Source organism: Telluria sp. AIW5 (assembly GCF_056680575.1).
The window spans coordinates 5,325,589-5,339,724 of record NZ_CM155289.1; the positions used below are offsets into that span (position 1 = coordinate 5,325,589).

Here is a 14,136-nt window from a genome sequence, read left to right on the forward strand (position 1 = left end):
GTTAGCGCAGCTTCAGGGTAGACAGGCCGACGAGGACCAGGACCATCGTGATAATCCAGAAGCGGACCACGACCTTGGTCTCCTTCCAGCCTTTTTGTTCGAAATGGTGGTGCAGCGGCGCCATCAGGAACACGCGGCGGCCGGTGCCGTAGCGCTTCTTGGTGTACTTGAACCAGCTGACCTGGATGATCACCGACAGCGTTTCGGCCACGAACACGCCGCCCATGATGAACAGGACGATTTCCTGGCGCACGATGACGGCGATCGTGCCGAGCGCGCCGCCCAGCGCCAGCGCGCCGACGTCGCCCATGAACATCTGCGCCGGGTGCGCGTTATACCAGAGGAAGGCCAAACCTGCCCCCGCCATCGCGCCGCAGAAGATCAGCAGTTCGCCGGCGCCGGCGATATGCGGAATGAACAGGTATTTCGCGTAGGCGACGTTACCGGTGAGATAAGCGAACAGGCCGAGGGCGCCGCCCACCATCACGGTCGGCATGATGGCCAGGCCATCGAGACCGTCCGTGAAATTCACCGCGTTCGAGGTGCCGACGATCACGCAATAGGTCAGTGCAATAAAACCCCAGACGCCGAGCGGATAGCTGATGGTTTTGAAGAAGGGGACGATCAGGTCGGCCTTCGGCGGCAGGTCCATCGAGAAGCCGGATTGCACCCAGGCCCAGAACAGCTGGGCCACGCCCCACGGGGTCCGTGCCGAGACCGAGAATGCCAGGTAGAGCGCAGCGGCGAAGCCGACCAGCGACATCCAGAAGTATTTTTCGCGCGAGCGCATGCCTTCCGGGTCCTGGTAGACGACCTTGCGGTAGTCGTCGACCCAGCCGACGGCGCCGAAACCGAGCGTGACGATCAGCACCGGCCAGATCAGGCGATTCGACAGGTCGCACCACAAGAGCGTCGACAGCGCGATCGAAATCAGGATCAGCACGCCGCCCATGGTCGGGGTGCCGTGTTTTTTCAGGTGGGTCTGCGGACCTTGCGTGCGCACGGCCTGGCCGACCTTCATTTCCGTCAGCTTGCGGATCACGGCCGGGCCGGTGAACAGGCCGAGCGCGATCGCGGTGATCGTGGCGAACACCGCGCGGAAGGTGATGAAGTTAAAGACACGCATCGGACCGATATAGTCCTGCAGGTATTGGGCGAGCCAGAGAAGCATTTAGTGGGCGTCCTTGCCAGTGTGTGTGGATCCGATCAGGTGAGCGACGACGCGTTCCATCTTCATGAAGCGCGAGCCTTTCACCAACACAGTTGCATCAGAATTGCCGCCCAGTTCCTTGTCCAGTGCTGCCAATACATCGTCAAACTGCTCATAATGTTGTGCGCCGCTCGCCACCAGATGGCGGGACAGCTCACCCGTCGCCAGCACCGTCTCGATGCCGCGGCTTTGCGCGTAAGCGCCTATCTCTTCGTGGAACTCGCGTCCCTGGGTACCCACTTCGCCCATGTCGCCGACGACCAGGATGCGCGGCGCCGGGTAGGCGGCCAGCACGTCGATCGCGGCGCGCATCGAATCGGGGTTGGCATTATAGGTGTCGTCGATCACCAGCGTGCCATTGCTCGCCTGCTTGCGCTGCAGGCGCCCGCCGACTGGGGCAAAGGCTTCGAGCCCGCGCACGATGATGCTTTGCTCGATGCCGGCCGCCAGCGCACAGGCAATCGCCGCCAGGGCGTTGCGTACATTGTGCTCGCCGGCCGCGGCCAGTTTCAGCTCAAACGCGCCGCCCGGCGTCGTTACTTTCAAATTGTTACCGAATCCCGTGCTCGCGTAGGTGCAGCTCACATGACATGCGCCATTCAGGCCGAACATGATGCTGCGGCAGTGGCTCGATAAGCCCTGCCACAGTGGGGTATAGATGTCGTCGCCCGGATAGACGGCCACGCCGTCCAGCGGCAAGGCGGCGAAGACCGAACCGTTTTCCTGCGCCACCGCTTCGACCGTGTGCATGAATTCCTGGTGCTCGCGCTGGGCGTTGTTCACCATCGCCACGGTGGGCTGGGCGATCGCGGCCAGGCGGCCGATCTCGCCCGGATGGTTCATGCCGAGTTCGACCACGGCCGCGCGGTGCGAGGCTTCCAGGCGCATCAGCGTCAGCGGCACGCCGATCTCGTTGTTCAGGTTTCCCTGCGTGGCCAGGCGCGCTTCTTCGCCAAAGGCGGCGGCGAGGATGGACGAGATCATTTCCTTGACCGTCGTCTTGCCGTTGCTGCCGGTGACGCCGATCAGGGGAATCGCGTACTGGCGGCGCCACGCGTTCGCGATCTGGCCGAGGGCGGTCAAGGTGTTCGGCACGACGATGGCCGGCAGGGTCCAGCCCTCCGGCAGGCGTTCGGCGACTACCGCGGCGGCGCCGTTGTCTGCCACCTGCGCCAGGAAATCGTGGGCGTCGAAGGTTTCGCCGCGCAATGCGACGAACAGCGCACCGGCATTCGCCGTGCGGCTGTCGGTCGAGACCTTGTCGAAGCTGGCGTCGGCAGTGAGCTGCGAGCCGGGCATCGACGCGATCAATTGGGCGAGCGTACCGCGCATGCTAGTGGGTCCTCATCATGGTGAGACGCGCGCTCAGGGCGAGCGCGGCGTGGTCGGCGTCGGAAAACGGCAGCTTCTTGCCCTTGATTTCCTGGTAGGGCTCGTGGCCCTTCCCGGCCAGCAGGATCACGTCCTGTTTGTTCGCCTGCTTGACGGCGGCGAGGATCGCGGTCGCGCGGTCTTCGATCGCTTGATAGTGAGAGCCTGCGCTGCCGCCATCCATACCGGCGAGGATCTGTTCGATGATCGCGCCCGGCTCTTCGCCGCGCGGGTTGTCGCTGGTGACGACCACGTGGTCGGCCGCCTGGGCGATCGCGCCCATCTGCGGACGCTTGCCCGGATCGCGGTCGCCGCCGCAGCCGAACACGCACCACAGCTGGCCATTGCGCTCATCCGCCACCTGGCGCAGTGCGCCCAGCGTTTTCTCCAGCGCGTCCGGCGTGTGCGCATAGTCGATCACGACCAGCGGCGCATCCTGGCCGCCGACCTGCTGCATGCGGCCCGGGGCCGGCACCAGCGCCTCGATCGCTTCGACCGCGTGTTTCAGTTCAATCCCCTTCGCCAGCAGCGCGCCCAGTACGGCCAGCGCATTGCTGATGTTGAAGTGGCCGACCAGCTGGGTTTTGACCAGCAGGCTGCCCGAAGTCAGGCTGCCCTGTGTGGTCAGCTGGAATTCCGTGCCGGCCGGGCGGCTGCGCGTATTCGACGCGCGCAACATCGCGACGCCGTCGATCGATGGCTGGGCCGCTTCATCCAGCAGGGTGTAGCCGATGACGGCGACTGACGGCCGCCTGGCGCGCAGCTGCGCGACCAGGCGCTGGCCGGCCGCATCGTCGAGGTTGACGACAGCGGTTTGCAGCTCCGGCCAGGCGAACAGCCTGGCCTTGGCGGCTTCATAGGCCGCCATGTCGCCGTGGTAGTCGAGGTGGTCGCGCGTCAGGTTCGTAAAGATCGCGACGTCGAAATGCATGCCGGCGGTGCGTTGTTCTTCCAGGCCGATCGACGAGACCTCGATCGCCAGCGTGCGCGCGCCCGCTTCGCGCACGGCGGACAGGCGGCTGGCCAGCAGCACGGCGTCGGGCGTCGTGTAGCCGGTGACGTTGAAGTCGGGTTCCTTGCCGCCCTTGAACAGGCCGACGCCGAGCGTGCCGATCACGGCGGCCGTCTCGCCCAGTTTTGCAAAAGCCTGGCCGAGCCAGAAGGCGCAGGAGGTCTTGCCGTTGGTGCCGGTGACGCCGACGGTGAACATGTCGGCGTCGGGCTGGCCGAGGCAGGCATGGGCGATGATGCCGGCCTGCGGCTTCAGGTCGGCCACGGCCAGGTGCGGCACCGCCAGCGCTTCATCCCACTCGAAATCGCGCGATTCGTAGACGACGGCGGCGGCGCCGGCGTCAATCGCGGCGGCGATATAGCGGCGGCCGTCGGCGGCTTCGCCCGGATAGGCGAAGAAGACGTCGCCCGGCTTTACCTGGCGCGAGTCGGAAACGAGCTTGCCGCCCGGTGCGGCGGCAACGATCCACCGGGCCAGGTCCGGATTACATTTGGGCAGACTGTTCGTCATCACAAACCCTCCTCGAGTGGATCTTCCGGAATGATGATGTCGGTGACCGACGAATCCGGCGGAATGTTATGGGCCCTCAGGGCATTGGCCGCGAGGTCGGCGAAGGTCGGCGCCGCGACGCCGCCGCCGGTGTGGACGGCGCCCTTCGGATCGTCGACCATCACGGCGATGATGAAGCGCGGCTTCGACATCGGCGCGATGCCGACGAAGGAACCGACGTAACTCGTCTGCGAATAATGGCCGTTGACGAGCTTTTGCGCGGTACCGGTCTTGCCGCCGACGCGGTAGCCGGCCACCTGGGCGCGCGAGGCCGTGCCCTCAGGGCTGACGACCGATTCCAGCATCGTGCGCACCTGGCCCGCGGTCTTGGGCGAGATGATCTGCTGGCCGACCGGTTCTTCGTTCACCTTCGTAAACGACAGCGGGATCATGTCGCCGTTGCGGGCGAAGATCATGTAGGCGCGCGCCATCTGCAGCAAGGAGACCGACAGGCCGTGGCCGAAGGCCATGTTCGCGTATTCGATCGGACGCCAGGATTTCCATGGACGCACGCGGCCGGCGGCCGGGCCCGGGAAGCCGAAGCGCGGGGCCTGGCCGAAACCGAGCTTGGTGTACATCTCCCACATTTCCTGCGGCGGGATCAGCTGCGAGATCTTCACGACGCCGACGTTCGAGGATTTCTGGATGATGCCGCCGACCGTGCGCACGCCGTAGTTGTGGGTGTCGCGGATGCGCTTCCCGGTGATCATGATGTAGCCGGGCGAGACGTCGAAGGTGGTGTTCGGCGTGATGCGCCCGGTGTCGAGGCCCAGCGCCACGGTCACCGGCTTGATGATCGAACCCGGCTCGTAGGTGTCGGTAATCACGCGGTTGCGCAGCTGCTCGCCGGTGAGCTTGGTGCGGTCGTTCGGGTTGTAGGTCGGGTAGTTGGCCAGCGCCAGCACCTCGCCCGTGTGCACGTCCAGCACGACGGCGGCGCCGGCCTTGGCGTTGAACTTCTCGACCGCGTTCTTGATGCTGGTGAAAGCGATGTACTGCAGCTTGCTGTCGACCGACAGCGTCAGGTCCTTGCCGTCGTGCGGCTCGCGCGAAAAGCCCAGGTCTTCGACGATGCGGCCCAGGCGGTCCTTGATCACGCGACGGCTGCCCGGCACGCCGACCAGGGATTTTTGCTGCGCCAGTTCCATGCCTTCCTGGCCCACGTCTTCGACGTTGGTGAAGCCGACCATGTGGGTCATGACTTCGCCCTGCGGGTAGAAGCGCTTGTATTCCTTGCGCGTATCGAGGCCGTTGATCTTCAGCTTTTCGATCTTGGCGATGACGTCCATCTCGACTTGCCGCTTCAGGTAGACGAAGGTGCGGTCCGAATCGAGCTTCTTGCGCAGTTCCGATTCCGGCATCTCGAGCAGGCGTGCCAGCTCTTTCAGCTTTTCCGGCGGCGATGCCAGCACGTCTTCGGGAATCGCCCAGACGGCCTTGACCGGCAGCGAGGACGCCAGCACCTGGCCGTTGCGGTCCATGATCTTGCCGCGCGTGGCGGGCAGTTCGAGCGTGCGCTCGTAGCGGCTCTTGCCCTGCTTTTGCAGGAAGCCGGTCGACATGCCCTGCAGCCAGAGCGCGCGCAGGCCGAGCGCAGCAAAAGCGGCGAACAGCACGAACAGCATCACGCGCGAGCGCCAGTCGGGCAGGCGCACGGCCAGCACCGGGCTTTTCGAGAAGGCCATGCCTTTCGAGGCGGCGACGCGCCCGGTGGTCGCGCGGCTCGAACTAAATGGCTTGTCGCGCTTCATCGCGCGCCCTCCGTCAGGTACTGGGTACGGGCCGGGGTCAGGGGAGTCATGTTCAACTGGGTACGCGCGATCTGTTCGATGCGCTCATTCTTGCCGAGGGTGGACTGGTCCAGCTGCAGCTGGGCCCAGTCGATGTCGAGCTGGCGCGACTGCTGCTGCAGGCGCTCGAGCTCGATGAACAGGTGGCGCGACTCGTAGCGCGCGTTCACCAGGGTCAGGCCGCAGGCGATCAGGCCGGCCGCCAGCACGGTATTGACCTTGTTGTTCATCGCACCGCATCCTCGAGGCGCTCAGCCACGCGCAGCACCGCCGAACGGGCGCGCGGGTTGGCGGACACTTCCTCATCGGATGGCTTGATCTTGGCGATCAGCTTCATCTGCGGCTGCGGCAGGTCGACGGCGCGGATCGGCAGGCGGCGGTCCGGCTGCGGCACCTTGGCCTTACTGGCGAAAAATTGCTTGACCATGCGGTCTTCGAGCGAGTGGAAGCTGATCACGGACATGCGCGAGCCGGGCGCGAGCATGGCGTAGGCAGCCCTCAGCCCTGCCTCGAGGTCCTCAAGCTCTTTATTGACGAAAATCCGGATAGCCTGAAAGGTACGGGTGGCCGGATCCTTGCCTTTTTCCCGAGTCTTGACCGTGTCTGCCACGATTGCGGCAAGCTGGCGTGTGCTTGAAATTGGTTCGACTGCCCGGCGAGCAACAATCGCCTTTGCAATCTGAAAAGCAAACCGTTCTTCCCCATAATCACGTATTACCTTTTCCAGTTGTTGTTCGGTCGCCGTGGCAATCCATTCGGCGGCCGAGAGTCCGCGTGTCGTGTCCATCCGCATGTCGAGCGGGCCGTCGTTGCGGAAACTGAAGCCGCGCGTGGCGTCGTCGACCTGGGGCGAGGAAATGCCGAGATCGAGCAGGATGCCGTCCACGTGCAGCACACCCTGGGCCCCCAGGGCCATCCCCATCGTGGCGAAACTGTCGTGGACGATCGAAAAGCGTGGGTCGGTGATCTGTTCGGCCGTTGCAATGGCTTGCAAGTCCTTGTCGAAGGCGACCAGGCGGCCTTCAGGGGCCAGGCGCGACAGGATCAGGCGGCTGTGGCCGCCGCGCCCGAAGGTGCCGTCTATATAGAGGCCGGAGGCGCGGGCACCCGTCAGGTCGAGCGCATCGACCGCTTCGTCAAGCAGTACCGTGCGATGCTGCAATTCAGGCACCGGAGTGGCAATCGTCATCCGTGCCTCAGAAAGAGAAATTGGAAAGTACATCGGGCATGCCGCCGGCAACGGCGGATGCTTCATCGGCGGCAAGCTTCGCGGCGTCCCAGATTTCGAAATGGGTGCCCATGCCGAGCATCATCACTTCTTTTTCCAGGCCGACGGCGCTGCGCAGTTCGGGCGAGATCAGGACGCGGCCGGCGCTGTCCATCTCGACATCGCAGGCGTTACCAAGGAAAATGCGTTGCCATGCGCGCGCGGACATGGGCCAGGCGGCGATCTGGTCGCGGTGGGTCTCCCACACGGGACGCGGAAAAAACAGCAGGCAGCCGTGCGGGTGGCGGGTCAGCGTGAGGCGGCCTTCGCATTGCAGCGCGAGGGCGTCACGATGCTTTGCCGGAATCGACATCCGGCCTTTCGCATCGAGATTGATCGCTGACGCGCCTTGAAACACGTAAATACCTAGCTTTGGAGAGTTATCAGTTTAGTTGTTTTGCGCGCCGGGAGACCTGAACTTCTCCCACAAAACTGCACTTTTTCACACTGTTTCCCACTTTAGAGGAAGCGTTGTTACTGGTCAAGCGAATTCCAGTAGGAAAAACCCGAATTTTGCTAATGAAATGAAGGACTTAGCGCGCAACGCTCAAGCAGTGTCAAGACAAAATATCCCGGAAAATTAAGTACTTAGCTTCAACAGTGAATGTCTTACCTCATCTGGCGGGCTGCTTGACAGTTTTGCTTGTTAGAAAATTTTTCGGTTTGTGGGCGCCTGGCAGGCTTGTGGTCAAGCCGCACTGCACAGCGGGAAATTGCGCATTCATGCGGGACGGGTTAGGATTTCCTCATCGCCCAACAGTTCGGCGAAAAGCCGGGGGCGGGTTGCTGTAATAGCAAGGAGATGACCGTGAGCTTGACCATCGCGCGTACCCGCGCCGTCTACGACCTGCTCGACGTGCAGGATGCCCTCGACCGCAGCCGGGGCCGCTCGCCCGAGCTCGAGGCCTTCTACGAACGCATGCTCGAAACCGGTCCCGAGCGCTTCGTGACCACCCCTTCTTCCCTCGACGCCTTGTCTCCGCTGTTCGAGGAATGTCCGAATTTCGATACCGTACTCGATGACCTGGCGCGCTACCTGCGCCTGGCCCATGCCGGCAACAAGGGTTTCAATGTGATGCCGATCCTGCTGCTGGGCGGCCCCGGCGTGGGTAAAACCCATTTCGCCAAGCGCCTGGCGCGCGCCATGGGCACCGATTGCGAGCTGATCAGCATGAACGCCCTGTCGGCCGGCTTCGTCATCACCGGCAGCTCGGCCAGCTGGCGCGGGGCCAGATGCGGCAAGGTCGCCGAACGGCTCGTACGCGGCCAGTACGCGAACCCGGTGGTCGTGCTCGATGAAGTCGAAAAGGCGAGCGGCTCCTCGCAATCCGATCCGCTGGCCGCGCTGTACCAGCTACTCGAACCGGAAACCTCGCGCGCCTTCCGCGACGAATTCATCGACGTCGAGATCGACGCCAGCCAGATCTTCTGGGTGCTGACCGCGAACTCCACCGAAGGCATCCCGGCGCCGCTGCTGAACCGGATGGCCGTGTACGAGGTGCCGGCGCCGACGCCCGAGCAGGCGGCCGGCATCGCCCAGCGCATGTATGGGGCGCTGCTGGTGGAACTGAACCTGGCCGGCTTCGATGCCCGCCTGGCGGACGCCGTGCTCGACAAGCTGGCGCCGGTCGCCCCGCGCGACCTGCGCAAGACCCTGCTCGACAGCCTGGGCTATGCGGTGGCCGATGGACGGGCGCACGTGACGGTCGAGGACGTGCGGCTGCGCGGGGTACCGGGACGGGCGCGGATCGGGTTTTAGGGGTTCGGGCAGCACGTGCCGCTTCGCAGATCGCGCCGCGGCGCTAGAATGAGGTCATATCGTCAACCAGAGAGCTCCATGACCGAATTCGCCATCACGCCACCCGCCACGCCTTCGCTCGCCATCTTCGGCAGCAGCGCCCGCTTCCCGATCCGCCGCGTCTTCTGCGTCGGCCGCAACTACGCGACCCACGCGCGCGAGATGGGCAGCGATCCGGACCGCGAGCCGCCCTTCTTCTTCACCAAGCCGGCCGACGCCGTCGTGCCGGCCGAGGGCGCCCTGCACTATCCGCCGGCGACGCAAGAGCTGCACCACGAGATCGAGCTGGTGGTCGCCCTGCGCTCGGGCGGCGCCGACATTCCGGCCGACGAAGCACTGGCAAAGGTATGGGGCTATGGCGTCGGCATCGACCTGACCCGGCGCGACCTGCAGGCGGTGGCGAAGGACGCCGGCCGCCCCTGGGACATGGCCAAGGGCTTCGATGCCTCCGCGCCCTGCAGCCCGCTGCGCCCGGTAAGCGCTTTTGGTCATCCGACCGAGGATGCTTCCATCCGCATCACCATCAACGGCGAAGTGCGCCAGGAAGGCTGTCTCAACGAGATGATCTGGCCGATCGCCGACATCATCAGCCATTTGTCGCGCCTGGTGACGCTGGCGCCGGGAGACCTGATCTTTACGGGGACGCCCGGCGGGGTCGGCGCCTTGCAGCCGGGCGACCGGGTGCATGGCGAAGTGGCGGGGGTCGACGAGTTCGATCTCGAGATCGTCGAGAAGCCGTAAGCCCGGCTGCGGCCACCGGACAGCGTGCACATCACCTGGCTTGCGCGGTGCGCAACGCGGCCAGGAAGCGCTCAGGCTGCTCGACACTGATCAACAGCGACGGTCCTTTCCGCGCCGGCAGGAATACGACCCGGCTACGGTCGGTGAGCAGCGCAAAGAGGGCGCCGTCGGCGCGCCCGGCGAAGCGCCCCGCCGCGTAACCCGACAGGCTGATGCCATTGCTGCGCGTGCCGAGCCGCGCTTCGGGAATCGATGCAAGGCTGCCGGCGCGCGCGCGCTCCAGGTCGAACTCCGCAATTGGGCGTTCATGCCCGTAGAAATGCGCCGCGTGCAGCACAATACGGTCGCCCTCGATCCGCAGCGCGTTGTCCGACATCGTGAAGCCGAGGGCCGCCGTCAAAGGCACGATCAGGATCGCCGCCAGCGCCACGTTGCGCAGGGTGCGCGCGGGACCGTCGCGGCGCAGCACCAGCAACGGCGACGTGCAGGCCAGCAGCGCGATCGCGAACAGGGCCGCGTACACCCTGCTGTCGACTGCGGGAATGGCGAACAGCATCACTTAATGCTCGACCCAGCCCTTGGCGTGCTCGACCGCACGGGCCCAGCGCGCCCGCAGCTCGGCGCGCCGCTCCGGCGCCATGGCCGGCTCGAAGCGGCACTCGGCGCGCCACAGGGCCTGGATTTCCTCGCGTGAGGTCCAGAAACCCTGGGCCAGGCCAGCGAGATAGGCCGCGCCCAGCGCCGTGGTTTCGGTCACCAGCGGACGCACCACCGGCACGCCCAGCAAATCGGCCTGGAACTGCATGAGTAAATCGTTGCGCGCCGCGCCGCCGTCGGCGCGCACTTCCATCACCGGGCAGGCGGCATCCTTCTGCATCGCCGTCAGCAATTCCGCGCTCTGGTAGGCGATCGCCTCCACGGCCGCGCGTGCGATATGGGCTTTGGTCGTGCCGCGCGTCATGCCGACGATGGTGCCGCGCGCGTACGGGTCCCAGTGCGGCGCGCCGAGGCCGACAAAGGCCGGCACCAGCATCACGCCGCCGCTGTCGGGCACCGAGGTCGACAGCGCCTCGACCTCGTTCGAGTTCTTGATGATGCCGAGGCCGTCGCGCAGCCATTGCACGGTGGCGCCGCCCATGAAGACGCTGCCTTCCAGCATGTAGTCGGTGCGGCCGTCGATCTTCCAGCCGATGGTCGCCAGCAGGCGATTGCGCGAAACCGGCGGCACATAGCCCGAGTGCATCAGCATGAAGCAGCCGGTGCCATAGGTATTTTTCACCATGCCCTTGTCGTAGCAGGCCTGGCCGAAGGTGGCGGCCTGCTGGTCGCCGGCGATGCCAGATAAGGGAATCGGATGGCCGAACCATTCCTCGCGCGCCACGCCCACCTGGCCCGAACTGCGCACCACTTCCGGCAGCATCGCCTCGGGCACGCCGAACAGGTCGAGCAGGAACGGATCCCAGCGCATCGTGTGGATGTTATAGAGCATCGTGCGCGAGGCATTGCTCACGTCCGTGACGTGGCGCCCGCACAATTTATAGGCGAGCCAGCTGTCGACCGTGCCGAAGCAGAGTTCGCCGCGCAGCGCCCGTTCGCGCGCGCCGGGCACGTTCTCCAGCAGCCACTGCACTTTGGTGGCCGAAAAATAGGCGTCCAGTTCGAGGCCGGTGCTGCGGCTGATCAGGCGCGCGTGGCCCGCTTCGCGCAGGCGGTCGCAGGCGCCTGCCGTGCGCCGGTCCTGCCAGACGATGGCGCGCGCGATCGGCATGCCGGTGGCGCGGTCCCAGACGACGGTCGTCTCGCGCTGGTTGGCGATGCCGATGGCCGCGATGTGCGAGGCCGGCACACGGCTGTCGGCCAGCACCTGGCGCGCGCAGGCGAGCTGGCTGTTCCAGATGTCGAGGGCGTCGTGTTCGACCCATCCTGGTTCGGGGAAATGCTGGGGGAATTCCTGCTGGGCGCAGGCGAAGACCTGGCCGTCGCGGTCGAACAGGATGGCGCGGGAACTGGTCGTTCCCTGGTCGAGTGCGAGGATGTATTGCGGCAGATTCTGAGGCACAACTCTCCCCTGCGCTATGTATTCAGTGTAAAGCAGGCCGATAGGCCGGATTCTGTGTAGTGGTCTCCCTTGCGGGACGCCCCTATGACAGCCATTCCTCTAGGCGCCGAATTACTCCGGCGCTCAAGCTTCCTACCCGCACGCTCCGCGAGCAACATCAACGCGTGCCTATTTGGAATTGCTCCGAGTGGAGGTTACCGCGTTTCACCGTAACTTAATACGCTCGTCTCTGTGGCCCTGTTCCTCGCCTTATACCCCTGGCTTGCGCCAGGTGCTTTCAGCGGACGGCCGTTAACCGTCACCCTGCTCTATGGAGTCCGGACCTTCCTCCCGCCGGCACCTTGAGAGTGCCAGCCAGCGGCTGCCTTGGCCTGCTTCACGGCGCCATTGTAACCGATGGCGCAGTTCCTTTCGACCAGGCGCCGCCATTTCTGAAATTTGGTGTCGCCATTTGAAAAGCCCTGGCCCAGGCGATTGCATAGAATGCCACGATGCCCGGCCTGGGCCATTTGATAAGGATGACCGACACATGACGCACCCTTCCCGTACCGGCGGCCAGATCCTGGTCGACGCACTGCACGTCCACGGCGTCGACACCGCCTTCGGCGTGCCCGGCGAAAGCTATCTCGACGTGCTCGACGCGCTGCACGATTCCGATATCCGCTTCGTCATCAACCGCCAGGAAGGGGGCGCGGCCTTCATGGCCGAGGCCTACGGCAAAATGACCGGCAAGCCCGGCATCTGTTTCGTCACCCGCGGGCCGGGCGCAACCAACGCCTCGATCGGCGTGCACACCGCCTACCAGGATTCGACGCCCATGATCCTGTTCATCGGCCAGGTGGGCAACGATTTCGTCGACCGCGAAGCCTTCCAGGAAATCGACTACCGCCGCATGTACGGCGAGATGGCGAAATGGGTGGCGCAGATCGACCGCGCCGAGCGCATCCCCGAATACATCGCGCGCGCATTCCAGGTCGCGACCAGCGGCCGTCCCGGTCCGGTGGTGCTGGCCCTGCCCGAAGACATGCTGGTCGATACCGCTGTCGTGCTTGACACGCGCCGCTACCAGCCGGTGCAGGCCGCGCCGTCTGCAACCCAGATCGACACCCTGCGTGCGATGCTGGCCGAAGCGCAGCGCCCGATCGTGCTGCTCGGCGGCGGCACCTGGAATGCGCAAGCCTGCGCCGACCTGCAAACCTTCGCCGAAGCGAACATGCTGCCGGTGGCCTGCACCTTCCGCTTCCAGGACCTGCTCGACAACACCCACCCGCACTATATTGGCGACGTCGGCATCGGCATCAACCCGAAGCTGGCCGCGCGCGTCAAGGAAGCGGACCTGGTGATTGCGATCGGCCCGCGCCTGGGCGAGATGACGACCGGCGGCTATACCCTGCTTGCTTCCCCCGTGCCGGCCCAGCGCCTGGTCCACATCCACGCCGACCCCGAGGAGTTGGGCAGCGTCTACCAGGCGGACCTGATGATCGCCAGCGGCGCGCCGCAAATCACAGCCATGCTGGCCGCGATGGAACCGGTCGATTCGAGCGCCTGGCGCCACACGGTGGCCGAAGGGAAGGCCGATCTCGCCGCCTACCAGCAGCAGCCGCCGATCTTCAACAATGGCGCAGCCCCGCTCGATTTGTGGCAGGTGGTGCAGGACCTGATGGCCGCCCTGCCGCGCGACACCATCCTCACCAACGGCGCCGGCAACTACGCTTCCTGGGCGCACCGCTTCTACCGCTACGGCGGCATGCGCACCCAACTGGCGCCGACGAATGGCGCGATGGGCTACGCCGTGCCCTCGGGTGTGGCGGCAAAGATCGTCAACCCGCAGCGCGCCGTGGTCACCTTTGCCGGCGACGGCGAATTCATGATGACCGGCCAGGAGCTCGCCACCGCCGTGCAGTACAAGGCCGGCGTCGTCATCATCGTCTTCAACAACAGCATGTTCGGCACCATCCGCATGCACCAGGAAAAGACCTATCCGGGCCGCGTCTCGGGCACCACCCTGCACAACCCGGATTTCGCGGCGCTGGCGCAGGCCTATGGCGGGTATGGCGAAGTGGTCGAGAAGACGGCGGATTTCGCCCCGGCCCTGGCGCGCGCACTGGAGCACGCGAACGGGAAGAGTTTGCCGGCGCTGATCGAGTTGCGTTACGACGGCAACCTGATTACGCCGAATGCGACGCTGGAGGCAATGCGCAAGGCGGCGCAGGAGGCGAAGGCGGGCTGATACGTGGACCGGGAATAATAAGGCCCGCCGCGCGTACGCGTCGGCGGGCTCGATCGATGCTGCAGGCTGGTTACCTCGCTGAGTCAGGCTGGCATACCTGTTGGCGCCG

12 protein-coding genes and 1 other RNA gene are annotated in these 14,136 nt (G+C 65.2%); 3 read left to right on the forward strand and 10 right to left on the reverse strand.

From position 1 onward, the window contains the following. Nucleotide 1 precedes the first annotated feature (1 nt). From mraY to mraZ, 7 genes are read right to left on the reverse strand one after another with little or no spacing between them, the layout of a single operon-like run. Nucleotides 2–1,171, reverse strand: a complete 1,170-nt coding sequence (gene mraY, locus AC1MEM_RS23410; protein WP_499474483.1) for a phospho-N-acetylmuramoyl-pentapeptide-transferase — start codon at nt 1,169–1,171, stop codon at nt 2–4. Continuing rightward, nucleotides 1,172–2,542 carry a UDP-N-acetylmuramoyl-tripeptide--D-alanyl-D-alanine ligase gene (locus tag AC1MEM_RS23415; RefSeq protein ID WP_499474484.1) on the reverse strand — a complete coding sequence of 457 codons (1,371 nt, stop codon included), beginning with the start codon at nt 2,540–2,542 and terminating at the stop codon, nt 1,172–1,174. It lies immediately after the preceding gene. Between the two features lies 1 nt (nt 2,543). Further along, nucleotides 2,544–4,103, reverse strand: coding sequence for a UDP-N-acetylmuramoyl-L-alanyl-D-glutamate--2,6-diaminopimelate ligase (locus AC1MEM_RS23420; protein WP_499474485.1), 1,560 nt, complete (start codon nt 4,101–4,103; stop codon nt 2,544–2,546). Further along, complete coding sequence (locus AC1MEM_RS23425) at nt 4,103–5,893, reverse strand: peptidoglycan D,D-transpeptidase FtsI family protein (RefSeq protein ID WP_499474486.1); 1,791 nt, start codon at nt 5,891–5,893, stop codon at nt 4,103–4,105. Before AC1MEM_RS23425 ends, AC1MEM_RS23420 begins: the two co-directional genes overlap by 1 nt. After that, nucleotides 5,890–6,162: a cell division protein FtsL gene (gene ftsL / locus AC1MEM_RS23430; RefSeq protein ID WP_499474487.1), complete on the reverse strand. Its 273-nt coding sequence runs from the start codon at nt 6,160–6,162 to the stop codon at nt 5,890–5,892. Before ftsL ends, AC1MEM_RS23425 begins: the two co-directional genes overlap by 4 nt. After that, nucleotides 6,159–7,121: a 16S rRNA (cytosine(1402)-N(4))-methyltransferase RsmH gene (gene rsmH / locus AC1MEM_RS23435; RefSeq protein ID WP_499477749.1), complete on the reverse strand. Its 963-nt coding sequence runs from the start codon at nt 7,119–7,121 to the stop codon at nt 6,159–6,161. Before rsmH ends, ftsL begins: the two co-directional genes overlap by 4 nt. A gap of 7 nt (nt 7,122–7,128) precedes the next feature. Then, nucleotides 7,129–7,557 carry a division/cell wall cluster transcriptional repressor MraZ gene (gene mraZ, locus AC1MEM_RS23440; protein WP_499474488.1) on the reverse strand — a complete coding sequence of 143 codons (429 nt, stop codon included), beginning with the start codon at nt 7,555–7,557 and terminating at the stop codon, nt 7,129–7,131. 444 nt (nt 7,558–8,001) lie between these two features. On the opposite strand from mraZ, the gene AC1MEM_RS23445 reads away from it, so the two are divergent. Further along, complete coding sequence (locus AC1MEM_RS23445; RefSeq protein ID WP_499474489.1) at nt 8,002–8,958, forward strand: AAA family ATPase; 957 nt, start codon at nt 8,002–8,004, stop codon at nt 8,956–8,958. 78 nt (nt 8,959–9,036) lie between these two features. After that, nucleotides 9,037–9,738, forward strand: coding sequence for a fumarylacetoacetate hydrolase family protein (locus tag AC1MEM_RS23450; protein WP_499474490.1), 702 nt, complete (start codon nt 9,037–9,039; stop codon nt 9,736–9,738). A 31-nt stretch (nt 9,739–9,769) separates the two neighbouring features. Here the strand turns inward: AC1MEM_RS23450 and AC1MEM_RS23455 are convergent, their stop codons facing one another. From AC1MEM_RS23455 to rnpB, 3 genes are all read right to left on the reverse strand, one after another. Beyond that, the gene (locus AC1MEM_RS23455) at nt 9,770–10,297 is read right to left on the reverse strand and encodes a PH domain-containing protein (protein WP_499474491.1); all 528 of its coding nucleotides are present in this window, start codon (nt 10,295–10,297) and stop codon (nt 9,770–9,772) included. Then, nucleotides 10,298–11,785: a glycerol kinase GlpK gene (gene glpK / locus AC1MEM_RS23460; RefSeq protein WP_499477751.1), complete on the reverse strand. Its 1,488-nt coding sequence runs from the start codon at nt 11,783–11,785 to the stop codon at nt 10,298–10,300. It lies immediately after the preceding gene. A gap of 37 nt (nt 11,786–11,822) precedes the next feature. Then, nucleotides 11,823–12,175: RNase P RNA component class A (gene rnpB, locus AC1MEM_RS23465), an RNA gene on the reverse strand. A gap of 151 nt (nt 12,176–12,326) precedes the next feature. On the opposite strand from rnpB, the gene AC1MEM_RS23470 reads away from it, so the two are divergent. Continuing rightward, the gene (locus AC1MEM_RS23470; protein WP_499474492.1) at nt 12,327–14,027 is read left to right on the forward strand and encodes a thiamine pyrophosphate-binding protein; all 1,701 of its coding nucleotides are present in this window, start codon (nt 12,327–12,329) and stop codon (nt 14,025–14,027) included. Nucleotides 14,028–14,136 lie beyond the last annotated feature (109 nt).

Coding starts and splice junctions, on each gene's coding strand:
- ftsL (WP_499474487.1), bottom strand. CDS start 6,162: ATGAACAACAAGGTCAATACCGTGCTGGCGGCCGGCCTGATCGCCTGC.
- AC1MEM_RS23415 (WP_499474484.1), bottom strand. CDS start 2,542: ATGCGCGGTACGCTCGCCCAATTGATCGCGTCGATGCCCGGCTCGCAG.
- mraY (WP_499474483.1), bottom strand. CDS start 1,171: ATGCTTCTCTGGCTCGCCCAATACCTGCAGGACTATATCGGTCCGATG.
- AC1MEM_RS23445 (WP_499474489.1), top strand. CDS start 8,002: ATGACCGTGAGCTTGACCATCGCGCGTACCCGCGCCGTCTACGACCTG.
- AC1MEM_RS23450 (WP_499474490.1), top strand. CDS start 9,037: ATGACCGAATTCGCCATCACGCCACCCGCCACGCCTTCGCTCGCCATC.
- rsmH (WP_499477749.1), bottom strand. CDS start 7,121: ATGACGATTGCCACTCCGGTGCCTGAATTGCAGCATCGCACGGTACTG.
- AC1MEM_RS23425 (WP_499474486.1), bottom strand. CDS start 5,893: ATGAAGCGCGACAAGCCATTTAGTTCGAGCCGCGCGACCACCGGGCGC.
- AC1MEM_RS23470 (WP_499474492.1), top strand. CDS start 12,327: ATGACGCACCCTTCCCGTACCGGCGGCCAGATCCTGGTCGACGCACTG.
- AC1MEM_RS23420 (WP_499474485.1), bottom strand. CDS start 4,103: ATGACGAACAGTCTGCCCAAATGTAATCCGGACCTGGCCCGGTGGATC.